Source organism: Segatella copri (assembly GCF_015074785.1).
Classification (GTDB): domain Bacteria; phylum Bacteroidota; class Bacteroidia; order Bacteroidales; family Bacteroidaceae; genus Prevotella.
The window spans coordinates 3,345,153-3,369,309 of the sequence record NZ_CP042464.1 but is presented as its reverse complement, the minus strand read 5'-3'; the positions used below and the strand labels follow the sequence as shown (position 1 = coordinate 3,369,309).

17 protein-coding genes and 1 pseudogene are annotated in these 24,157 nt (G+C 44.3%); 15 read left to right on the top strand and 3 right to left on the bottom strand.

Translation table 11 applies throughout. The features are described 5' to 3' along the window. The first annotated feature begins 220 nt into the window (after positions 1-220). The 8 genes and pseudogenes from FO447_RS13820 to proB form a co-directional block, all read left to right on the top strand. Positions 221-589 carry a LytTR family DNA-binding domain-containing protein gene (locus FO447_RS13820; protein WP_200756878.1) on the top strand — a complete coding sequence of 123 codons (369 nt, stop codon included), beginning with the start codon at positions 221-223 and terminating at the stop codon, positions 587-589. Positions 590-594: 5 nt separating this feature from the next. Next, positions 595-1,116: an energy transducer TonB family protein gene (locus FO447_RS13815; RefSeq protein ID WP_200756876.1), complete on the top strand. Its 522-nt coding sequence runs from the start codon at positions 595-597 to the stop codon at positions 1,114-1,116. 14 nt (positions 1,117-1,130) lie between these two features. Next, the gene (locus FO447_RS13810) at positions 1,131-2,189 is read left to right on the top strand and encodes a tetratricopeptide repeat protein (RefSeq protein WP_200756874.1); all 1,059 of its coding nucleotides are present in this window, start codon (positions 1,131-1,133) and stop codon (positions 2,187-2,189) included. Positions 2,190-2,210: 21 nt separating this feature from the next. After that, positions 2,211-4,286, top strand: coding sequence for a TonB-dependent receptor domain-containing protein (locus FO447_RS13805; RefSeq protein ID WP_200756872.1), 2,076 nt, complete (start codon positions 2,211-2,213; stop codon positions 4,284-4,286). Between the two features lie 123 nt (positions 4,287-4,409). Further along, positions 4,410-5,192, top strand: a complete 783-nt coding sequence (locus tag FO447_RS13800; protein WP_118139350.1) for a pyrroline-5-carboxylate reductase family protein — start codon at positions 4,410-4,412, stop codon at positions 5,190-5,192. Between the two features lie 196 nt (positions 5,193-5,388). Next, positions 5,389-5,943, top strand: coding sequence for a helix-turn-helix domain-containing protein (locus FO447_RS13795; protein WP_006847542.1), 555 nt, complete (start codon positions 5,389-5,391; stop codon positions 5,941-5,943). 10 nt (positions 5,944-5,953) lie between these two features. Then, positions 5,954-7,615 carry an AMP-binding protein gene (locus FO447_RS13790; RefSeq protein ID WP_200756870.1) on the top strand — a complete coding sequence of 554 codons (1,662 nt, stop codon included), beginning with the start codon at positions 5,954-5,956 and terminating at the stop codon, positions 7,613-7,615. A gap of 63 nt (positions 7,616-7,678) precedes the next feature. Further along, a pseudogene (gene proB, locus FO447_RS13785) lies at positions 7,679-8,449 on the top strand (glutamate 5-kinase); the annotation flags it as partial. A gap of 108 nt (positions 8,450-8,557) precedes the next feature. Here the strand turns inward: proB and FO447_RS13780 are convergent. Both FO447_RS13780 and FO447_RS13775 read right to left on the bottom strand, forming a co-directional pair. Then, entirely contained in the window at positions 8,558-10,738 is a 2,181-nt protein-coding gene (locus tag FO447_RS13780; protein WP_200756868.1) for an alpha-galactosidase, read from the bottom strand. A 64-nt stretch (positions 10,739-10,802) separates the two neighbouring features. Then, on the bottom strand, positions 10,803-13,082 hold the full coding sequence (locus tag FO447_RS13775) for a TonB-dependent receptor (protein ID WP_200758598.1): 2,280 nt from the start codon (positions 13,080-13,082) through the stop codon (positions 10,803-10,805). A gap of 330 nt (positions 13,083-13,412) precedes the next feature. Between FO447_RS13775 and FO447_RS13770 the strand changes: the two genes are divergently transcribed. From FO447_RS13770 to FO447_RS13745, 7 genes are all read left to right on the top strand, one after another. Continuing rightward, the gene (locus FO447_RS13770; RefSeq protein ID WP_200756866.1) at positions 13,413-15,029 is read left to right on the top strand and encodes a DUF6377 domain-containing protein; all 1,617 of its coding nucleotides are present in this window, start codon (positions 13,413-13,415) and stop codon (positions 15,027-15,029) included. 592 nt (positions 15,030-15,621) lie between these two features. Next, on the top strand, positions 15,622-16,092 hold the full coding sequence (locus FO447_RS13765) for a lipocalin family protein (RefSeq protein ID WP_117728014.1): 471 nt from the start codon (positions 15,622-15,624) through the stop codon (positions 16,090-16,092). Between the two features lie 454 nt (positions 16,093-16,546). Next, entirely contained in the window at positions 16,547-17,965 is a 1,419-nt protein-coding gene (locus FO447_RS13760) for an AAA family ATPase (RefSeq protein WP_117728013.1), read from the top strand. Positions 17,966-17,993: 28 nt separating this feature from the next. Then, the gene (locus FO447_RS16220) at positions 17,994-18,122 is read left to right on the top strand and encodes a hypothetical protein (RefSeq protein ID WP_259297404.1); all 129 of its coding nucleotides are present in this window, start codon (positions 17,994-17,996) and stop codon (positions 18,120-18,122) included. Between the two features lie 747 nt (positions 18,123-18,869). Beyond that, a complete protein-coding gene (locus tag FO447_RS13755) occupies positions 18,870-20,156 on the top strand; it encodes a glutamate-5-semialdehyde dehydrogenase (protein WP_117728012.1) in 1,287 nt (428 codons plus the stop codon). Between the two features lie 160 nt (positions 20,157-20,316). After that, positions 20,317-21,279: an acetylornithine carbamoyltransferase gene (locus FO447_RS13750; RefSeq protein ID WP_089544463.1), complete on the top strand. Its 963-nt coding sequence runs from the start codon at positions 20,317-20,319 to the stop codon at positions 21,277-21,279. A 176-nt stretch (positions 21,280-21,455) separates the two neighbouring features. After that, positions 21,456-22,484 (top strand): Rid family hydrolase, encoded by a 1,029-nt coding sequence (locus FO447_RS13745; protein WP_200756864.1) that lies wholly within the window; start codon positions 21,456-21,458, stop codon positions 22,482-22,484. 515 nt (positions 22,485-22,999) lie between these two features. Here FO447_RS13745 and FO447_RS13740 read toward each other — a convergent pair. Beyond that, positions 23,000-24,148, bottom strand: coding sequence for a 1-acyl-sn-glycerol-3-phosphate acyltransferase (locus FO447_RS13740; protein ID WP_117694657.1), 1,149 nt, complete (start codon positions 24,146-24,148; stop codon positions 23,000-23,002). Between the last annotated feature and the right edge of the window lie 9 nt (positions 24,149-24,157).

Genomic DNA, 24,157 nt, shown 5'->3' with positions numbered 1-24,157 from the left:
CAAAGTCCATAAAACGACCTGTCTAAATACTTGACACTGCTGTCTAGTTATTAGACACTCTGTGGTTTAACGATTTTAGTTGATCACCTTAAACAGATAGTCATATCTGGAGTTTGACTTCATATTTTTCACAAAACAAGTCCACTGGTTCACAAAAAACACGCTACCTCCAGCCATACTTTTTAAATATTTTGCTTATCTTTGCACCAAACTTATCAGTATGGAAGAATATCTCATCATATCAAATGCCAACTTCTTGCTCAGAGTGGCTTCCGAACAGATAGCATACGTCTGTTCGGAAGGAAGCTATTGCAATCTCCGACTCACCAACGGCGACGAATACACCTTCTCGTTCAACCTTGTGGCCTTTGAGAAGAAAATAGTAGAGCAACTTGCCCAAACGGCACACTTCTTCGCTCGTGTTGGCAGAAACTACATTATTAATAGTCAGCATATTTTCAGTATCAACCTCAACACTTCAGAACTAGTTTTGTACAACGAACGGTTTTGCGAGAAATTCACTCTGCACGTCAGCAAGGAACCACTCAAACAATTAAAAGCACTTTTAGACAACTCCATAAAATCGTAAAAGGTATGAAAGGAAAAACCAATCAGGAAGAAACTTATTTCCTGGGCAAAGCACAGGAAACAAGATACACAAAATCTCATATATATAAAAAGGTATTTGGGATAGCCGCTTGCGTGATAGCAATAATAGGTATAACCATCGTACTTATGTTCAAACCGCAAAGCGTATCACAACCTCATGTGTTAAAGACGATAGCTGTTTTACCGGAAGGTGGTCAGATGCCTGTCTTCAACGGCAATGGCGACATCAACGATTTCCTAAGATGGGTGATGACAAACATCCAATATCCTAAAGGATTGGAAGACAAGCCTGCCCGAGTCGTCATCAACTTCACCGTTCAAAAGGATGGAACATTGGGATTGTTTAAAGTTCTCGAAGCTCCCAAAGAAAAAGCCTACGAGCAGACTGTGATTGAACTTCTCAAGAAAAGTCCCCACTGGAAGCCTGCCAGACTCTCCGATGGCGAGGAAGTCAACATGGAGTTTACCTTGCCTGTCGTTTTCACTCCCGAAGTAAGAAAGAAATAATCAGCCAAAAAACGATGAAACAGTTTAGATTGATCCTTATATTATGGCTATGTATGGCAATGAATGCCAAGGTCAACGAGACCGCAGCTAATCTACTTCAACAAGGAGATAGCTGTTTGAGTAGATATGATGTATTTCATGCAACCCAATACTACCAAAAGTATTTGGAAGCAAATCCATCTCACCTGGGAGCACGCAGGAAACTGGCTTCCTGCTATCGGAAAGTAGGCAACTACACCGCCTGCATTTCTTGCCTAGACAAGATTCCATCAGATAGCATCAACCACGAAGACATGCGAATGTTCTATTATGCGTATCTCAATCAGAACAACAATGACAAGGTTTCTCTCTGGGGTGAACGCATCGCATTCTTATTCCCATACGACAGCGAAATTATCGCTTCGCTTGCAGTGCATTACAATGGAGTGAACAAACCAGACAGAGCAGAAAAAGTGGCGAAGAATTACATTTCTCAATATGATTCCACGAACTTATATGTCAACAAGGAATATGCCTATTCCCTATTCATGCAATTCAAATACGTTGAGGCTATACCCTTGTATGAGAAACTGATAGCGCAAGGATTTGATAATTTCGAATCCAATTTCATCCTTGGTCTCTGTTATGAGGACCTGCCGGACAATGAAAAGGCGCTGAAACATTACCAGAAAGCAGTTCAGTTCAAAAACGACAATGCCACTTGCCTTTTCCACTTGGCTTTGATAGAGAAATCCTTCTGCATGGATTCACTGTCTATGGCTCATTTCAACCAGTCGTTAGAGGTTTCCTTGCCAAAAGACAGAGCATTGCGAACCTATAAATGGCTAGCCGACTTACATTTTCAACACAACCGATATGCAGACGCTGCCCGTGACTTTGAGCTATGCACCTTATACGATGAGGAAGATAATCCTCTTAACCATTACAATGCCGCCCAAATGTTCATCGCTTCCAAGAACAAGCTGAAAGCGAAACAGCATCTCCAGATGTTCTTAGCAAATGCAAACAGACTGGAAGATAAAAAAGAGGCAGCACAACTCATATCCAAAGCCAAAGAGCAACTCAAGCAATAACCATCAAACTCACATAAATACATGAAAATAATTTTTATCTTAGGTTCAGCATTATTGCTGAGCCAGCCCCTTTGCGCTCAAAACGAAGAGGCAAAAGACACGCTTACCGCCCAGATGATGATGCAAAACCTGCCAGAGGTTTTCGTCAAGGCGACACGTTCTATCGTCAAGGCAGAAAGAGGACAGTTGGTTTACAACATGCCACTGCTCATAGAGAAAATGCCGGCAGACAACGCTTATGATGCCCTTACCCGAATACCAGGAGTAAACGAACGAAACGGCAACATCAATTATGCAGGAAAGGAACTGACTCTCATCATCAACGGCAAACCATCCACGCTCAATTATGCACAACTGGCAGAGCGATTAAAAGCCATGCCCGCATCACAATTAGCCAAAGCCGAAGTGATGCTGGCAGCGCCAGCACGCTTACATGTTCGTGGAATGGTCATCAATCTGATTACCAAAGACTATGTAGGAAAGAACCTGCTTTCAGGACAAATACAAAGCATCTGGAGCCAAAGCAAATACGGAGAAGGGGAAGGCAAAGGCAACCTGCTGTTCCAAAAAGGAAAATTCGGTCTGGGTGCCATGTATTCATTTACAGATGGAACATCATACGGTGAGACTACTACCAATGCCAATCATCCGCTTCAAGGGAAACGAGTAGCGTATCATGACAAGACCTCACAGAAAACCCTTGGATTGACTCACAACTATCGCTTGGGACTGAGTTATGCATTTGCTGATAACCACCAGCTATCCCTGGCATATACAGGAAAATGGGACAGCAGTCATCCTCATCATGAAACGATGGGAACAGGCACATCCCAGCAACAGGGCAATGAACATACCTACCTGCACAATGTAGATGCCAGCTACAACCTGCCCTTTGGACTACAAATAGGCATATCCTATCTCAACTACCAAAATCCCAGCCAGCAATATCTGGAAGGAACAATACTTGACGAAGAGCGTATTCTATACACAAACAGCAAGCAGGTAATAGACAAATGGCTTTTCACCGCCGATCAATCCCACTCATTGAAGAAGGGTTGTGAACTGTCGTATGGTATGAAATTTCAAACCAGCAACAACAGAAGCTACCAAACCACGACCAACAAAGATGGAGCAGAAATTCCAGATGCAACCAGCCAGGTGAATATCGAAGAAAAAATCTTGAGCTTCTATGGCGGCATAAGCAAACAAATAAACGAGCGAATCAGCTTGGAAGCCTCTGTCGAAGCAGAGCAATACCATTCTCCACAATGGAACAAATGGCATATTTATCCCACACTTAATGCATCGTGGAAAGCCAATCCTGGCAACATACTCAACTTATCCTTCAGTTCCAGCTCACAGTTTCCTAGCTATTGGTCAACTATGAGCAGCATTTACTATGCCTCTACCTATATGGAGATATGGGGAAATCCTCATCTCAAGCCTTACTCTACATACGAGACCAACCTGATGTGGACAATCAAAAGTCGCCATACATTGATGGCATTTGCAGAGTTCCAACCCAACTATTCTGTGCAGTTGCCATATCAGACTACCGAGCACCTGGCAGTCATAATGAAGGAGACCAATTTCGACTATAACCATACTATAGGCATTAGAGCATCGACGACTTTCGGTATAGGCAATTGGATGAATGGAAGTGTTTCGGCAACAGGAATCTACAGACATGACAAGAGTAACGATTTCTTTGACTTGCCCTTCAATCGCAAACATATCTCTGCCATTCTTGCCGGAAATCTATCCGCCCAGTTTAGCCGAAGCCATCACATCCATTTCATACTTAACCCATTCTATCAGTCGAAAGCCATTCAAGGACTCTATGACATCAAATCAGTCTTTCTCTTGATTGCTATGTTGAGATGGGCTTCCGATAATGATAAATGGAGCATTGTGGTTAAAGGCAGCAACATCTTCAACGAGGGATTCTCTACAAAATCAGTACAAGGCAATCAAGACTATCACATGAACATCAAGCAAGATTGGGCATCAGCCTCCATCTCCATCATCTATAAGATAGGCAAGTACAAGGAGAAGAGAACCAAGGACGTGGATACTTCCAGAATGGGAGTAAACTAGCGAATTTCTTAAAAAATCGTCAGCAAACAAGCGCACTTTCTTAAAAAATCGTCTATAAACACGCTATTTTCAGATAAAAGTAGTATCTTTGCACCGGAATTGCATTTTAACTATAAGACGACAATGAAAATAACAATTATCGGAGCAGGTGCTATGGGCGGTGCCATGGCTGAAGGACTCTTGCAGAGCGAGAAGTTCACTCCATCAGATATTACGGTATCTGACCATAACCAACCAGTATTGGATCACTTCGCAAGCGAAGGAGCCAGCGTAACCCTCGACAACCAGTTGGCTTGCCATGGCGCAGACATCGTATGCGTGGTAGTAAAGCCATGGTGCGTGGAGAAGACATTGAAGGGAATCAAGGATGCACTCAACTACAAGAATCAGAAACTCGTAGTGGTAGCAGCCGGTGTGCCATCAGCCAACATCAAGGAGTGGCTGGACAAGGATGGCATCACCCCAACCTTCTTCCTCGTGATGCCAAACATCGCCATCGCCTACAAGCAGTCGATGACCTTCATCACTCCTGTAGATGCATCTGCTACAGAAATCCAGCAGATTACAGAAATCTTTGATGAATTGGGCGAAAGCCTCATCATGGAAGAACGTCTCTTCCCAGCAGCTACCGCTATGTCGTGTGCCATCGCTTACGCCATGCGCTATGTAAGAGCCAATGTAGAAGGCGGCGTAGAGATGGGCTTCAAGGCAAAGGATGCCCAGAAGATTGTCTTGCAGACCATCAAGGGTGCCGTAGAACTGCTTCAGGAAACAGGCGAACACCCAGAGGCTGCCATTGATAAAGTAACAACTCCTGGCGGCTGCACCATCAAGGGCTTGAATACCATGGAACAGGGCGGCTTTACCAGCGCAGTGATCAATGGTTTATTGGCAGGAAAAAAATAAGAAAATGATACAATGAATGCTGCACAGATTACTTTATTTGTGCAGCATTTTCGTTTTTATAAGCACAAAGAGTTATAAAAACGTAAGTTTTTTGAGCCGTTTTAAATATTTTTCGTATCTTTGCGCTTACATTTCGAAATTGCCCATCAGCAACTGTTCGATGTATTATCAAAGCAAACAATAAAAAGAATATTTTATGGACGAAGCAATCAAACAAATCGGTGAAAGACTGAAAGGTCTCCGCGAGGTTCTCAATATTCCTGCCGAGGAAATTGCAGAACTGTGCGAAATCAGTCTTGATCATTACCTCAAGATAGAATCCGGTGAGGCGGATCCTTCTGTTTATCGCCTGTCAAAAATCTCTAAGCGATACGGCATTGACCTTGACGTATTGCTCTTCGGCGAGGAACCTCGCATGAAGGGATACTACGTAACCCGCAAGGGACAGGGACCGGAGATAGACCGCAACAACCAGTATAAATACCAGAGCCTTGCCGTAGGATTCAAGGATAGAAAGGTGAATCCGTTCATGGTACAGGTGGATCCGTTGCCAGGCGACAAGAAGCCGAACAAGAACGGACACGACGGACAGGAATATGATTATGTGATAGAGGGACAGCTCGAAGTAACCATCGAAGAGAAGGTGATGGTGCTGAACCCTGGCGACAGCATCTACTTCGACAGTAGAAAGTCGCATTGCTTCCGCTCACTCAACAATGAGCCAGCCAAGTTCCTTTGTATAATTATCTAGAAGAGTAACTATGATCGAGAGATTTCTAAAACAGACAAAATTCACTTCAGAGCAAGACTTCAAGGAGCATCTGGAGTTTATCATACCAGAAGATTTCAACTTTGCCTACGACGTGATGGACGAATGGGCAAAGATCAAACCAGACCACGTGGCGCTGCTTTGGGCAAGTGAACGTGGCGAAGAAATCCGTTTTACATACAAGGACCTGAAGGAGCAGAGCGACAAGGCTGCTGCTTACTTCCAGAGTCTCGGTATCGGTCACGATGATAAGGTGATGCTGATTCTGAAGCGTCACTATCAGTGGTGGCTTGCCATGCTCGGTCTCCACAAATTGGGTGCCGTAGCCATCCCTGCTACCCACATGCTTACCAAGCACGACATCGTTTACCGCAACAATGCAGCAAGCGTGAAGGCTATCATCTGCTGCGGCGATGATTACGTGGTAGAGCAGGTTAATCAGGCAATGTCAGAGAGTCCGACTGTCAAGACATTGATTAGTATCGGTCCGGATATCCCTGAAGGTTTCCACGACTGGATGAAGGAATGGAACGAATGTGCTCCTTTTGTTCGTCCGGAGCATGTAAACTCTAACGAGGATACCCTGCTGATGTACTTCACATCGGGAACCACAGGCGAGCCAAAGATGGTAGCACACGATCACCTCTATGCCCTCGGTCATCTGACCACGGGTGTATATTGGCACAATCTCCATGAGAACTCCATCCATCTTACCGTAGCCGATACCGGTTGGGGCAAGGCTGTATGGGGCAAGCTCTACGGACAATGGTTTGCCGGAGCCACCGTCTTCGTTTTCGACCACGAGAAGTTTACGGCAGATAAGATTATGCGACAGATTGAGAAGTATCACATCACCTCTTTCTGTGCCCCTCCTACCATCTATCGCTTCATGATTCAGGAGGATTTCTCTAAGTATGACCTCAGCAGTCTTGAATACTGCACCACAGCGGGCGAGGCAATGAACCCATCCGTGGCAGAAACCTTCCAGAAGCTGACGGGCGTTCAGATTTACGAAGGCTTCGGACAGACTGAGACCACGATGACACTCGGAACCTTCCCTTGGATCAAGCCAAAGCCAGGAAGCATGGGTAAGCCAAACCCACAATATGATGTTCACATCCTTCGCCCAGACATGACGGAATGCGAGGATGGTGAAAAGGGCGAGATTTGCATCCGCATCGGCGATGCCAAGCCTATCGGTCTCTTCAAATATTACTATCGCGATGAAAAGCAGACCAAATCGGTTTGGCACGATGGTTTCTATCATACAGGTGATATGGCTTGGCGTGATGAGGAAGGCTACTTCTGGTTTGAGGGTAGAATCGACGACGTAATCAAGAGTTCGGGTTACCGTATCGGTCCTTTCGAGGTAGAGAATGCCCTGATGACTCATCCTGCCGTAGTAGAGTGCGCCATCACCGGTGTGCCAGACCCAATCCGCGGCATGGTTGTCAAGGCTACCGTCGTACTGAAGGAAGAATACAAGAGTATGGCGGGTCCTGACCTCGTCAAGAAGCTGCAGGATCATGTGAAGCATGAGACTGCTCCTTATAAATATCCTCGCATCATCGAATTCGTAGATGAATTGCCAAAGACCATCTCCGGCAAGATTCGAAGAGTAGAGATTCGAGAAAAAGACAATAAAAAGAAATAATGATTGAAGGGGCAAGGAATTTGAAGCAACAGATTCCTTGCTCCAAATAAATATCGGCATAAAATGGGAAAAAGAATCGTAGTAAAGGTGGGCAGCAACGTGCTGACCCGAGAAGACGGAAAACTGGATGTAACGAGAATGTCGGCGATTGTTGATCAGATTGTCTGGCTCAGGAAACACGATTATGAGGTGATTCTGGTATCTTCTGGTGCCGTGGCTGCTGGAAGAGCCGAACTGCATGTTGACCATCATTTGGACAGCGTGGAGCAACGCCAGCTGTTCTCTGCCATCGGACAGGTGAAACTCGTTGGTCTCTATTACAACCTTTTCCGTGAATATAAGATAAAGATTGGTCAGGTATTGACCATGAAGGAAAATTTCGGTGCCGAAGAGCAGTACAAGAACCAGGAAGCCTGCATGCAGGTGATGCTGGAAAACAACGTGCTCCCTATCGTCAACGAGAACGATACCGTGTGCATCACCGAGCTGATGTTTACGGATAACGATGAGTTGTCTGGCTTGATTGCCAAGATGATGAATGCCGACACATTGATTCTATTAAGTAATGTGGATGGCATCTACAATGGCGACCCAAGCGAACCTACCACCCGCATCATCCCATCGGTTTATTACGACCGCGACATCAGTGAGTACATCCTTGCCAGCAAGAGCAGTCACGGCAGAGGCGGCATGACATCGAAAGTAAAGACCGCCCACGATGTAGCCAATGCCGGCATCAAGGTAATCATCGCCAACGGCAATACGCCAAACATCCTCATCAATCTGAAGGAGCATCCGATGGAGACCCTTCATACTGAGTTTGTGGCAAGACCGCTAAACAAGTAAAATCATTAGGGAAAAAAGATACAGATACCTAAAAAAAAGCAGCAAGCCTATTATAGACTTTGCTGCTTTTTGTTTTTATTATGAATAGTTGATACGTTATTCTAATACCAATACATGGCTGGTTCCATCGGTCTGGCTGAATACATTCAAGCCGACTTTCATCAGATAGTCACCGCTGTACTGCTTGCCATTGCACTCCAAATCAGACTCCTTTCCAGGCATCAGATTAGTCTCCTTTACGGTATAAACCTTATCGGCATCCAATCCCTGCATCTTCACATTCATCAGAGGCTCCTTGTAGCGTGGATGCAAGTCGTATGCAAAGAGAACGGCACGCTGCTTGTCCTTACTTACATAGTTAATGGCACAATGGTTGCCTTCGTATGGAGAAACCAGGCGATACTGGTCGCCCTCAAGAATCATAGGCTTCATGCTATCGTAGTTCTTGACAGCATTCTGCACAAACTTGTAGTCATCACCAGAAAGTGACTTGAGGTCGATATCAAAGCCCAACTTACATGAACTGCAAACATCGGTGCGGAACTTCACACTGGTATTCTTGTTCCAATTGGTTACATGCGAACCCATGGTCTTGGCTGGGAAGAACTTCGACAGACTCCACTGGATGTAGAGGCGCTCGTATGGATCCGTATCGTCTGAACACCAGAACTCAGTGAAATACTTAAGCATCTCATAATCCATTCTGCCGCCACCGCCAGAGCAGAGCATCATCGGCAACTTAGGATACTTCTTATGAATACGGGTAAGCACATTGTAGATACCACGGACATGATCGATATAGAAATTACCCTGATTCTCCTTATGATATGGAGAATAGATATTGGTAATCACACTGTTGCAGTCCCACTTGAAGTAAGCCACATCCGGATTCTCCGTCATGATGCGATCCACGATGCCGAACACATAATCCTGTACCTTAGGATTACTGATATCAAGTACCAGCTGGTTGCGGTAATAATAGGTATCACGCTTTGGCTGCATGATGACCCAGTCAGGATGCTTCTCGAAGAGTTCACTCTTAGGATTCACCATCTCAGGCTCAATCCAAATACCAAACTTTACACCAGCCTTTTTGGCATCTCTTACCAATCCAGGTATTCCATCAGGCAGCTTGCTCTTGGTAGCCTCCCAGTCGCCGAGACCTGCATGGTCGTCCTTACGAGGATACTTGTTGGCAAACCAACCATCATCAAGCAAGAACATATCAACACCCAGATCCTTGGCATCCTTCATCAACTCAGCAAGACTCTGCTGGTTGAAGTCGAAGCCGGTATTCTCCCAGTTATTCAAGAGCGTAAGGCGATCTTCCATACCCATGTTTACCTGATACTGGCGAGCCCAATTGTGCAAATTACGGGAAGCCTCACCGATACCATTATCGCTCATGGCAAAGATAAACTCAGGGGTAGTGAATGTCTCACCAGCCTTCAGCTTATAATTAGAGGCGTATGGATTGATGGCAGGGATAACACGAAGGGCTCCCACATTATCTACCTCGAAGGTAAAGCGGAAGTTGCCAGGCCAACCGATGGTTCCAAGCATCACCTTGCCCTCATTCTCCTTGGCTGGCTCATCGAATCCCAGTTCAAAGAAAGGCTCCTCCTGCATGGCTGCACGGGTACCCAACTTGGTATCAACAATTTTCTTACCAGCAGTCAACTGGCAAGTTTCAGGCTGTCCTTCCTTAGCCCAGTCGCTATGATAATTGGTAACGAAATACTTGTTTGCCTTGAAATAAAGCATTGTAGAGCTATATCTCCAAAGCGTAACCGGAGCTTTCTCCTTATGAGAGATTTCGCTCCATGCCTTGATGACGTTCTCCTTAGGATAAGCAGCATAGTGGAGCTTCACAGTCAGCGGATACACCTTGTCCTTAAGAGTGATGATGGTCTCAACACCTCCACTGATAGCCTTTTCTTCAGAAGACTGATAATATAAATAGGTAGTCATATTACCATCTGCATGGGTCACTGCCACTGCTGGCTCGAAGAAATCTTCAGCACCAGAGGTTGCATAAACCTCATGACCTCGCTGGCTGACGGCACCATCAGAGGCCGCATATACATCCCACTTCAGCTGATTGTAATCAGAAGGATTCTTCAACTTGTCACCCAGATACACTTGGTAGAGGCGACCCTTAGGAGAAACCTGCATCACGAGGTCGGTCTTATCGGTTGACACCCTGATGGTCTTTTGAGCAGATGCCATGATAGATGTCATGCACATCGCTGCGATAATCATAAATACCTTTTTCATCGTTCTTTGGTTTTTATGTGATTGCTTTGTTATAATTAAACGCTATAATACTTTCGTTATTATCTTAGAATTTGATTCCTGCAGAGAATTCCACCGTGAACGGACGGAGATAGCTACCACTCATGTACTTGCCGTCATATTTGCCAGCTTCCTGCTTGGTAATCAGCTCAGAGCCACTAATGGTACCCTTGGCACCCTTCTCGTTAAAGATATTGATGACACTCACGCCAAGGCTCAGTTTCTTGTTCACATTCCAGTTGATTCCACCGAAAGTCTCCCAGTGACCATTGAAGTAGAGTGCCTCCTGAAGGTTGGCATAGGTCTTACCGAAGTAACGGAAGCTCAACCAGGCATTCAGATTCTTGGTGATATCATACTTAGGGTCCAACTCGATAAGAACCTGAGGAATCTCCTTGACAATCATATTGTTGGCATTCACACCCATAGACTGACCGTCACTGAACGTTACGCTCGCATTATAGTTCTTATACACCGGCTTCTGATAGGTGAAGAGTGCATGCATGTGGAAGTTCTTGAACGGATTGATTTCTGCCGAGGTTGTCCAACCCAAAGTCTGGATATTATAGATGAGCAACACGGTCTTGCCCTCTGTAGTACCAGGCTTGGTAAGATTCTGCTGGTCGATATTGTTCGACTTTGAAATGTAGGTCACCATTGAAGAAAGGTCAATCCAATCATTCTTGTAGAAAATACCACCACGAATCAGTGGGATGGTTACTCGCTTATACTGCTCCTCGGTAGGACCTGTTCCTGCATACTCGCTGATGCGTGGGAAACGGGTGGCGATGGTAGCATCGGCTGTCAGACCAAACTGGCGGGTAAGGTTATACGTCAACTGCAAGGTGGCTGCATAATTCAATTTATCCTTGGTTACGTTCTTTGCTTCGATGCTGTGCTCGGTAGCAACAACAGAACCATCAGCAGCTGTGGCGTATGTATTATAGTTGCCCATGTGGAATCCTGAGAAACGTGGAGTAGAAATCTGCTCGGCAGACATGCGGTAGTACTCCAATCTACCACCATAGAACACCTTGAACTTAGGAGTTACCTTCCATTCGTCGGTAAAGTAGAGTGCTAACTTGTTCTCTGATCCCTTGGTATATTCTGGACTCAACTCATTATAACCGAAAGTCTCAGAACGATGAGCTGTCTGTGTAGGATCAAGCGGATTGACATACATCTGGCTCAATGTGCGTGGATAAGCTTCTACGGTGCCTGCCCACTGGAACGAAGATGAATAGTAATTGAGATGGTAATACCACTCGTTCAAACCAATCATTAACTTATGGTTGTTCAACTGCTTAGAGATTTCGGTAGTCAAAAGCGCATTGCTTACCTTACCAACATGCAACCAGGTGCGACGGCCTTCTATATAGCCACTGTAGGCAGATCCATCAGAAAGCTGATAGCCATCAGCCTCGCTCACCTGAGAGATGGTACTTCCTCCGTAATCCACATAATTGGCACGTGGAGCATCCATATACTTGGCGTTGAATTTCCACAACCATCCATTATCAAACTGATACTGGCTGATGAGGGCAATTTCGTTGGCATGATTCTCACTGCCATCGCTCATATTCCATGTCTCCATCTTTCCTGACTTTGTATTCAAGTATTGGAAAGAACCTTGACGCTGCACGTATGAGTCCCTACCCGGATCAAAGCCATCAATCTTCTTGATACTGCCGTCGCCTGAATAGATAAATGGTGCGGCATTGGCAAAATTGCCAGGGTTCTTGCTGTTGGAATACTTATATAATAAGGAGACACGTCCCTTTCCTTCATTCAAGATACGAGTGATACCGAAATGATAAAGTTGGGTACGGTCGGCATAATCAGTAAAGCGAAGCTTGAAACTACCTGGATCGAAATTCTGATACATACTGGCAGTATAAAGCCAATTGTCACCGATTCCACCAGACAGGTTGAAATCTACATTCTGCATACCAAAATGGTTTGCCTTATAGTTAAGCTTGCCCTTGAACTCTTTCTGTCCCAACTCGCTGAAAGAAGAAACAGCGTACGCAATATTACCAGTAGCAATGGCAGACTCAGATGGAGTCATCAAGTCGGTACCTTTCAGTGAGGCATCGCTTCGCCAATGGGCAGAGAGTTTGTGTACGGAAGAAGAGTAAACGGCAGGAAGACCGTTCTCATATACGGTTACATCCTCGCTTGGCAATCCTATCTGGATTTCACGAGGCTTGTTGGCATCAGATGCGTTGAGCATCACATTACGCTCTTCCTTTTTCTCCTTGTTTTCAGAATCGTCAGAAGGAAGTGCATACACTTGGCTTGCAGCTGACATCGCTACCAAAGCCATAGAAAATGTACGGATTCTTAAGTTCATTATTCTACAGTTGTTTATTCTTTGTTTGACATGATTTCACTTGCTACCGAATGCGATTCGATTGCGGTTGCAAAGTTAAGGAGATTTTTCAGACATTGGCATCATGTGTAGGTTATGAGTAGATAAATATTAGGTTTGTAAAGTCTATAACCTTCTAATAATCAAGCTATCAAAGATATTAATACTTTTTAATAGAGTAGATGGTAAAAAGAGAAATAAATGTAGTATCTTTGCAGAAAAATACAATTACAAGGCACTCTAATAGCCTATCAGATAGTAACAATAACAATTAAAAGGATAGTTATGAAAGTAGTATTGTGGTTCTTAATGATGTTTATGCCATTAATGGCAAATGCTTCTTCCGTAAACGAGGAACAGCTGTTCCATCGTTTAGACAGTTACATCGCTCAGCGAAGCAAGTTTACCCAAAGAAAAGAAGCGAAACTGCTAAGACTCAAAAAGCAACTATACACAACTTCCGACAAGCGCAGCCAGCTTAGGCTCTATAACCAGATCTACAGGGAGTATTATACCTATCGTTACGACTCTGCCATGACCTATGCCAAGAAGGGCTACCAGCTGGCAGTACAACTTCAGGATGATTATTTCATCAACCTGAATAAAATCAATCGTGCGGCAGTGCTATCGACGGGTGGTTTCTACAGCCAGGCAGAAGACTTAATGCTTGCAATGGATGTGGAGAAAATGTCACCTAAATTATTGCAATACTATTATTATACCTTGGCTTGGGTATATAACTACTGGGAATCTTTTTGTAACAAGTCGGAATTTCAAAAAGGATTGGTAACCAAGAAACGTTTATATTTAGGCAAGACTCTTGAGCATATCGGCAACAAGGAATCCGCTCTTTATTACTATCTGTCAGGAGAGTTTGAATATCTTAAGCAGCGTACAAGCAAAAAAACACTTCAGTTCTACATGAAGGCACTTTCAGCCAGTCCTCTGAACAGCCGTGTGCATGCCTCATCGGCTTATTGCATTGCCCGCTATTATTATGATACCGACCAAAAGGATTTATACGAAAAGTATATTGTAGAAGCAGCCATTTCAGACCAGATATGTCCCCTGAAGGAGAATCTGGCCCTTCAGGAGTTTTCCACCTATCTATATAATAAGGATGCCTCCTATGCAAAGAGGGCTTCCAAATACATCTATTGCTCCATGGAGGATGCCCAATTCTACAACAACCGTCTCCGTATGGTTGAGATTTCACGCATACTTCCCCTTATCACAGAAACGAACCATCAGGCAGAAGTACGCAAGAACCGCATCGTAACAGCATCCCTCGTCATCGTGAGTATCCTATCGCTAGGATTCCTTGCCATGGCTTTCTTTGCGTTCAAGATGAACAAGCGTCTAGCCAAGAGCCGTAGGGAGATAAAAAGCCAAAATACACTCTTGGACGAACTGAACCAGAAACTGCTCAACACCAATAAGCGAAGAGAGACCTATATGCATTTATTCATGGACATCAGTGCCGTATATATCAGGAAACTGGATGATTATCGCAAATTGGTAAGCCGCAAAATCAAGGCAAAGCAAACTGCCGATCTTCTGACTGCCATCAACAGCTACAAGCTGGCAGAAGAAGAGGCAGCCAACTTCTATATTCGCTTCGACAAGGCATTCATTGACTTGTATCCGAATTTCGTGGAAGAGTTCAACCAACTGCTGTTGCCAGAAAAGCAGATTGTTCTCCCTGCCCCTAACAGTCTCACCAAGGAACTGCGTATCTATGCACTGATGCGACTGGGAATTACGGATGGTCAGGAACTGGCCACCCTCCTGTTCTATTCTACCCAAACTATCTATAATTACAAGGCAGCCATCAGAAAGCGAGCCAAAGACCTCACCACTTTTGATGCTGCCATCAACCGACTATGCAATGTGATAGGCTAATAAATGGCAGAAAGTTGAGGAACGACCCCAACTTTCTGCTATATTCTTTTGCACATGCAAGAAATAATCGTACGAATACAATTCTCTTGTGATACAACATCATCAACAATATATAAGAGAATAAGGAACGTTCTTCATAGAACTATCCTTTGACTTTTAAAGATAAGCAAGAGGGCTGTGCAGACAAACTTAAAAAGAACAGAAGCAAGTCTAAAAGAAAATTTTTCCTTTAAATTTCTGGGTTTTATTTTGCTATTTCAAGAATTATCCTTATCTTTGCAGTTGGAATCGAATCACACTATTGTGAGGACTTCCATATTTTTGATGGTTAAATTAGCGTTTGCTATTCGGTCATGCAAATTGGAACGTAGGAAATTTCAAAAAGAGCATTAGAAACGACAGATAGTGAACGTCCGCTATATCGTGGGCGTTACTTGTTGTTCTAATCAGCTTTTCCTACGGCTGCAATTTGGACAAGTTTCGTCCACGTGTTTGTATCCGTAGGTTATGTAGAACGATGGCTTCGCAATCTATCCAGTCAACTAATTTAATAACATTAAAAGCTTAGCTATCGGCATAACGGGCAAATTTTATGAAAAAGTTACATTTTTCTCTTTTGGCGATTCTTTTCGCCTTGTTTGCAATGGTGTCCTTCACTGCTTGTTCTTCAGATGACGAAGACACGCCTTCCCCAGAAGATGTCCAGACAAACATCATTGGAATGTGGCAACCTACACATGTAACAGGCTATGACTGGGATGAAAATGACAAGCCTGCTAAAGTAGATCAGGACATAGACATTGATGATGCTATCTCTTTCGAATTCAAGCAAGGTGGCACTTTCAATGAGTATATTTGGACTGGAAACAAATGGAAAATAGAGTGTTCCGGAGAAGCCTATACTATCTCAGGCAACAAATTAACTACATACGAAGAAGATGGCATCAACGTTTTAGATGTTTATACCATCCAGAGTATTAATTCGACAACTATGGTTTTAAAATACAATCTGGATGGCAACGCCTCATATCCTAGTACTATCACATTCAAGAAGATTAAATAATCAAAAGATTGCATCATAAATGGCAGAAAGTTGAGTATGTACCTCAACTTTCTGCCATTTTCTTTTGCATATTCAAGAAATAGCTGTACCTTTGCCATTACATAAAAGTTGTAACACTAAAGATGTAATGGCGTATGAAACTAAGTAACAGGAAATTAGCAAATCCTTTCATCTACCAAGGTTATGAAAGTCCCGAGTATTTCTGCGACAGTGAAAATGTGCTTTAAACGTGCGGAATGTGCTTAAAAAAGACACATTCCGCACGTTTAAAGCACATTTTCTTAGATATCGCTTCATATTTGGGCTATTCCGCATACTCTTTTCTTTACTTTTTATAGCAACAAACGTTAAAAATATACTTTAAACGTGCGGAATGTATCTAAAAAAGATAGATTCCGCACGTTATCTCACTATTTTTTCGTATATTTGCCCCAGAAATATAACTATTTGAACTATGTTAATAGGTAGAAAAGAAGAACTGAAGACACTTCATCAAGCATTGATTGCAGATGAGTCGAAGTTTGTTGCCATATATGGGCGCAGACGAGTGGGAAAGACTTTCCTGGTAAGGGAGGCCTTCAACAATGACTTTGCCTTTTATCATACAGGATTGGCAAATGAGACCAATCGCATACAATTGGCAGAGTTCAACCGTTCACTCACATCATATAGCAAACAGAAACAGTCGAAGTTAAAAGATTGGTATGATGCTTTTGACAGGTTGGGGCAACTGTTGGCACAATCTACTATCCCCAAGAAAGTAGTGTTCATCGACGAGATGCCATGGATGGATTCTCCACGCTCCAATTTTCTTTCGGCTTTGGAACATTTCTGGAATGGATGGGCTTCCGCCCGCAAGGATATTCTCCTCATCGTTTGCGGCAGTGCTACCTCATGGATTATCAATAAGGTGATTAAAAATCATGGTGGATTGCACAACCGAGTGTCTGTCCGTATTCATCTGAAACCGTTTTGCTTAAGGGAATGCGAACTCTATTCCGAAGAAATGGGACTGCGCTTTAATCGCCGACAGGTTTTGGAAGGCTATATGATCATGGGAGGTGTTCCGTTTTATTGGTCTCAACTGAAACCGGGAATGAGTCTGGCACAGAACATCAACCAGTTATTTTTCTCAGAAGATGGCAATCTTCGTCACGAGTTTGATGACTTATACGACTCTTTGTTCAAACAGCCTAAGCCTTATCTCTCGATAGTAGATGCTTTGGCAACCAAGAAAGTCGGAATGACCCGAACAGAAATCTTACAAGCAACCAAGTTGACCGACAATGGCAAGTTGACGGAATACTTAGAGAACTTGGAATACTGCGGATTTATCCGAAAATATAATTGCATCGGAATGAAAGCTAAGAATGCCTTGTTCCAGTTAATGGACAATTACACCTTATTTTATTATAAGTTTATCAAGGACAGCTATATCAATGACGCACAATATTGGACCAAGATTACCGGCAAACCCGAGTACAACACGTGGTGCGGTTTGGCTTTTGAACGAGTATGCCTACAGCATGTGGAGCAAATCAAGACAAAGCTAGGCATTCAAGGAGTTATCACCACGGTTTATTCTTGGAGTGTAGCTGGGAGCAAGGATAAGCCGGGAGCACAGATTGACTTGCTGATAGACAGGAGCGATGATGTCATCAATCTCTGTGAAATCAAATACTCCAAGGCTCCATTTCAGATAACTAATACGATAGATGCGAGTTTACAAAACAAGCGAGAGCGTTTCATCCAAGAAACTGGCACCGAAAAAGCCGTACATCTTACAATGATTACGACCATGGGATTATCCGACAATCCTTATGCCTGGGATGTTCAGTCGGTAGTAACAATGGACGACTTGTTTGTTCTCTAAGCGTCCTAACTATATTAAGTTGGAGGAGATGGCAACAGAATCTGTTCTGAAAGCATTCTGCAAGGCATTAAAGATAAAACTCGTAAAAGAGCGTCGTCCTTTACGTGATTTGAACGATGCTTGGGAATACCTCCACAACTATACGATGGATATGTAGATACCCTAGCAGTTTAAACAAGCAAGAGAATATGGTTGCTTAAGTAAGAGAATATGATTGTTTAAGCTTACGGACACTGAATCTCAGGTTAACGGAGATAGTTTCTCGGGGTAGCAGAGACAGTTTCTAGGGTAAGAGAATACTGCTTCTCGGAGTTTGCCACTAGGCTCAGCAGCTCTGCTGAGCCTAGTCAGCAGGTCTGCCGACTGCAGTCAGCACATCTGCTGACTATAGTGACAACACCTTATAGTTGTATAATAACACACCTTATAGTTGTACAACCTTACACCTCATAGTTGTACAACCTTATACACTATAGTTGTACAACTACAAACTCTGATACAGAGATACTACTTTCTTCTGGAAATACAATTATTATCTGCAACTTTTTATCGAAAAAAGTGAAGAGAAAGATTGCTTTTTCGATATAAAATCGTATCTTTCAAGAAGTTCTACCTGAAATTCAAAGAGTTAACAATTCTTCAGACAGTGTCTGAAGAATTCAAAAAGCAAAAACAGCAGACACTGTCTGCTGAATCTTCTTTGCTACACCAAAAAGGTCAGGCACTGTCTGACCTTTTTTAATATCATTTTCCGTATAACTATCCATTTATCTATAAAATCATTACTTTTTCTTGCATAAAGTTTGCAATTTCCGATATTTATGCTTACCTTTGCCGTTGTTAAGAGGAAACTCGTAACACATTACAAAATATCTTATCATAAAAATAAGAAAGGAAATAGCGAATGGAACTGAAAGAGACTTTCCAAAAAGTGAAGGCAGCTAGCAAAACACTTGGTTTGCTAACTGATGAACAACGTAATGAAATCCTGCAGGCGGTGGCTGACGCCATCATCGCCGAGACTCCTGCGCTCCTCCAGGCAAATGCAGAAGACTTGGCTAAGATGGACAAGGCTAACCCGCTCTACGACCGATTGCAACTCACCGAGCAGCGACTCCAGGATATTGCTTCGGATATGAGACACGTCAGTACACTGCCCTCACCGCTCGGAAGAGTTCTCAAAGACAAGACACTCGGTAACGGATTGCACCTGCAGCGAGTAGCCGTTCCATTCGGAGTCATCGGCATGATTTACGAGGCCCGTCCTAATGTTACCTACGATGTTTTTTCTCTCTGTTTCAAGAGTGGAAATGCATGCGTACTGAAAGGTGGAAAGGATGCAAACGCCTCTAACTCAGCGGGTGTCGAACTTATCCACAGGGTGTTGATAAAGTATGGCGTGAATCCAAACGTATGTACGCTTCTACCAGCTACCCATGAGGCTACAGGCGAAATGCTGAATGCCGTGGGCTATATCGACCTCTGCATTCCTCGAGGTGGAAAGAAGCTTATCAACTTCGTCCGTGATTCTGCCAAAGTTCCGGTTATCGAAACCGGAGCCGGCGTGGTACACTGTTACTTCGATAAAGATGGAGACCTGGAGATGGGTAAGCGCATCATCACCAATGCCAAGTGCCGAAGAGTGAGCGTATGCAATGCGCTCGACTGTCTGCTGATTCACGAAAGCAGATTAAGCGACCTCCCTGCCCTCTGTGAAGGACTCACCGAGAAGCAAACCAAGATTCATGCTGATGCCAAGGCTTACGAAGCCTTAAAGGGACACTATCCAGACACCTTATTATATAAGGCAGAAGAAAGCGAAGCGAAGATGAAGGAAACTGATACTAACGTGAAGAGTATCTGGAACACCGAATGGCTCAGCATGCAGATGGGCATCAAAACCGTAGCTTCAGAAGATGAAGCACTCGACCATATCGCCACTTACGGAAGCGGACACAGCGAGAGCATCGTTTCCAATGATGAAACTGCCCAGAAGAAGTTCCAGGCATTGGTAGATGCAGCCTGCGTTTATGTAAACGCTCCAACCAGTTTCACCGATGGCGCACAGTTCGGATTGGGCGCAGAGATTGGCATCAGTACCCAGAAGCTCGGAGCCCGCGGACCAATGGCACTCGAAGAGATTACCACCTACAAGTGGTTGATTACAGGAAATGGACAAACAAGAGCTTAACAGGACCCGCTCCGTACCTGCTCCGTACCCTCTCCGTACCAAGTCTTAGTTTCTGCCATGTTTGCAAGGTTTGCATGCAAACTTTGCAAACATCAAGATTCAAGAAGAAAGATTCAAGAGCAATATATATTAGAAATAACAAATAAAAAACGAAATAACAATGAAGACATTCTTTAATGTTGAAGACCTTGGCGACCTGAAAGCAGCACTCGCCGAGGCACAGGAAGTGAAAGCAAACCGTTTCGGTTATCAGGAGTTGGGCAAGAACAAGACCTTGCTGATGATATTCTTCAATAACAGTCTCCGTACCCGACTAAGTACACAGAAGGCTGCGATGAACCTGGGCATGAATGTAATCGTACTCGATGTGAATGCCGGTGCATGGAAACTGGAGACAGAGCGTGGCGTTATCATGGATGGCGACAAGAGCGAGCACCTGCTGGAGGCTATCCCTGTGATGGGTAGCTTCTGCGACCTTATCGGTGTGCGCAGCTTTGCCGGTTTGAAAGACCGTGACTACGATTATGCCGAGACCATCGTCAACCAGTTCGTGAAGTACAGCGGCCGTCCAGTCTTCGCTATGGAGACTGCTACCGTTCACCCTCTCCAGGCATTCGCCGACCTCATCACCATCGAGGAGCATAAGAAGGTGGCTCGTCCTAAGGTAGTCCTGACCTGGGCTCCTCATTGCCGTGCCTTGCCTCAGGCTGTGCCAAACTCATTCGCTCAGTGGATGAATGCAGCCGATGTAGATTTCGTGGTTACTCACCCAGAGGGCTATGAACTCGACCCTAAGTTCGTGGGCAACGCCAAGGTGGAGTACGACCAGAAGAAGGCGCTGGAAGGTGCAGACTTCGTTTATGCCAAGAACTGGAGCTGTCCGGGCGTGAAAGACCCAGCACAGTATGGCGAAATCCTGAGCAAGGATATGAGCTGGACCATCGACGAGGAGCACATGAGCTGGACCAACGATGGTTGCTTCATGCACTGTCTGCCAGTTCGCCGTGGCTTGATTGTAACCGATGATGTCATTGAAAGCAAGAACAGCCTGGTGATTCCAGAGGCAGCCAACCGTGAGATTTCAGCCGAGGTTGTCATCAAGCGCATGCTCGAATCACTTTAAAGCAGGATATAAGAAAGAGATTGAGGGTGTGTCATAAGTTCATGACACACCCTCTTTTTCGCTCTACTCAACATCATCCCATCCCCATTTCTCGGTATTTTCATCTTTTCATCCTGTCTATATTCTTATATCTCATATATTATCCGTACCTTTGCCGGCGAAAAAAGAAAAACAAGATGGACAAATACATAATACTATCACCAGAAGCTAAGGGGACGTTCAACGACCGCTTGAATTTTCTGTATCTGAAACTAGGTAACATTCTCGATACAGAGAAACTGGAAAATCGTACTTTGCAATATTGTAAGGTATTCCTCAGCGACTCCCAGAACCAGATAAGAGAGTTTGAGGAATCACTCCTTTATCAGGAGTATCTTAAGGATACCCATCTTACGGTTGTGGAGCAACCTCCGCTCAACGGGAGCAAGATTTCACTTCTTATCAAGACCACAGACGATAAGACCCCTATCCTGTTCCATAGTCTTCGCCTCACTGAGGAAGAAGCGAAGGGAAAGGATTCATACGAACAGACCCGAATGCTATTCGACAAATACCAGCAACTTATCGCCGGTACAGATATGACGATGGAGCGTAACCTGGTAAGAACATGGATATACGTAACTCATATCGATGTAAACTATCAGGGAGTAGTAGAAGCCCGCAATGATGTTTTCGACCAGCAAGGTCTGACGGCAGAAACCCATTATATAGCCAGTACGGGCATCGGCGGAGCAACATCCGTACGTCATGCATCTGTAGCTATCGACTTTCTGACCGTTCCCGGCATCAGGGAAGAAGACAAGCAATATCTCCAGGCACTCAACCATCTGAATCCTACTCACGAATACGGAGTAGCCTTTGAACGGGGAACCAGCCTTTCCCTACCCCAGAAGAAACAATATTTCATATCAGGAACAGCCAGCATAGATAAAGATGGAGCAGTTGTATACGAAGGCGATATTATAAGACAAACCGGCAGATTGCTCGAGAACATCGGTGCTTTATTGAAGGATGGCGATGCGATGATGAACGATATCCAATACTTTATCATCTACCTGCGCGACATCTCAGACTATCATACCGTAGAGCAACTGATGAATCAGTTTTACCCTCAGATACCACATATCATCGTAGAGGCAAGAGTATGCAGACCAGGCTGGCTGATAGAAATGGAATGCATTGCAGAAAAACAAGAACAGAAATAAATGCTGATAAATGCAGGAATTTACAGCCAAAAGCTCTTCACTCTTCACCTTTTGCCCTGAAACGCCCATAAACAGGGCGTTTCAAGGGGTGAAGAGTTATCTGCGACTCTTCACCCACTCTTCACCACTCTTCACCTAGGCACGAGGCTTCGAGGCGTAAGAAGAAACGCAAATCCGCCGAAACAAAGAGGTGAAGAGTGGTGAAGAGTAGGTGAAGAGTGCCCGAATACTCTTCACCGCCCGGAATGCCGATAAACACAGGGGATTCCGAGCAAAAGGTGAAGAGTGAAGAGTATTTCTTCGTAAGCTTCGCATAAAAACGAAACAAAGGCATTTGGGAAGGCTGTTCTAGGCGAACAGTCCACTAGCGGCTATAGCGCCAGTAGGCTGTCTGTGGTTTGCCTGTTAACTGTCTGTCGTAAACAGCTTATGAATTACCAATTAGGAGTCTGATTAAAACAGGCAGACAATAACAATTTCCAACATCATCAAACAGAAAAAGTATTACCTTGCCGCTATTGAGCAGCAAGGTAATTACGTACAGGATTGGCATACATCTCGAGAATTCTTTCTCTCAAGTAAGCTTCATCCTTGTTTGGAAGGTCAATTTTCGCAAGCTGACCAGCCATATATTTTTCAAATTTTGCCTTATCTTCGGCAGTATATTCTGCCTGATGAGCTGTTGAGTTTTCAAGCAAATCAAGAGCCACATAGTTGCCCGGATAGAGGCGGTAGTTCTTGAATATCTGCTCATCCATGTAGGCGGCTACCTTATTATATATATCCTGCTTAGGCATATCAGGATCAAGACTGTCCAGATAATCATCAAGACATGGGGCTGCATGGTAATGAACATGACCCTTATAACCGAAGATACCGGTCTGCATGCTTACCAGATCATCCATTGGTCCCTTCTTCCAATCGGCATTATCGCGCTTCTGCTGGAACTCCTTTGCCTTCAGAAAATCGCATGGATCATATTCGTAACTGATAGAGAGCGGTACGAGATGAAGTTGTTTCAGGCGGTCGATAATGCTACCCTCGCCTCCCATCGACATCATCTGCAGAATACTCTTCTGAGTACGGTCATTACTGTCCTTGGCCCTACCCTCGCGCTGGGCTATCCAGATATTCTCGTTCTTCTCCTTGATGGCGAAATGCATATAGTCAGAGAGGCGCTTGCTCGACATCAGCATCTGTCGCATGCTCAGGGCACGCTCTACGATAAACGCCTTGTTGACACGTACCAGGTCCTTGACCCAAGGAAGAGAAAGGAGATTATCACCGATGGCTATCTCGCAAGTGGTCTTAAAACCGTTATCGATAAGAAGGACATCGAGGATGGCTGAATCGAGCACGATATCACGGTGATTACTGATGAAAGTATAATTACGGGTATTATCGAGCGATGTGCAATCCATCTCGCAGCCTGTTGCAGCCTTCTTCAGAATGCCATGAACAAAATCGTAAGCAAAAGCCAACTGGAAATCCAGATTGGTCTTACATGCCTTCAACTTCTGGGCAATCATCTCGAAAGGTACTTGTGGATAGAGATAGGCAAGCACTTGTTTAAACTGATCGTTTGAAAGCAAACGGTCGAATACCTCTGGGAGATCTTCAGGCTCCCAAGGACGGATGGTATCAAATTCTTGAGGGATATTCATAACTTTATG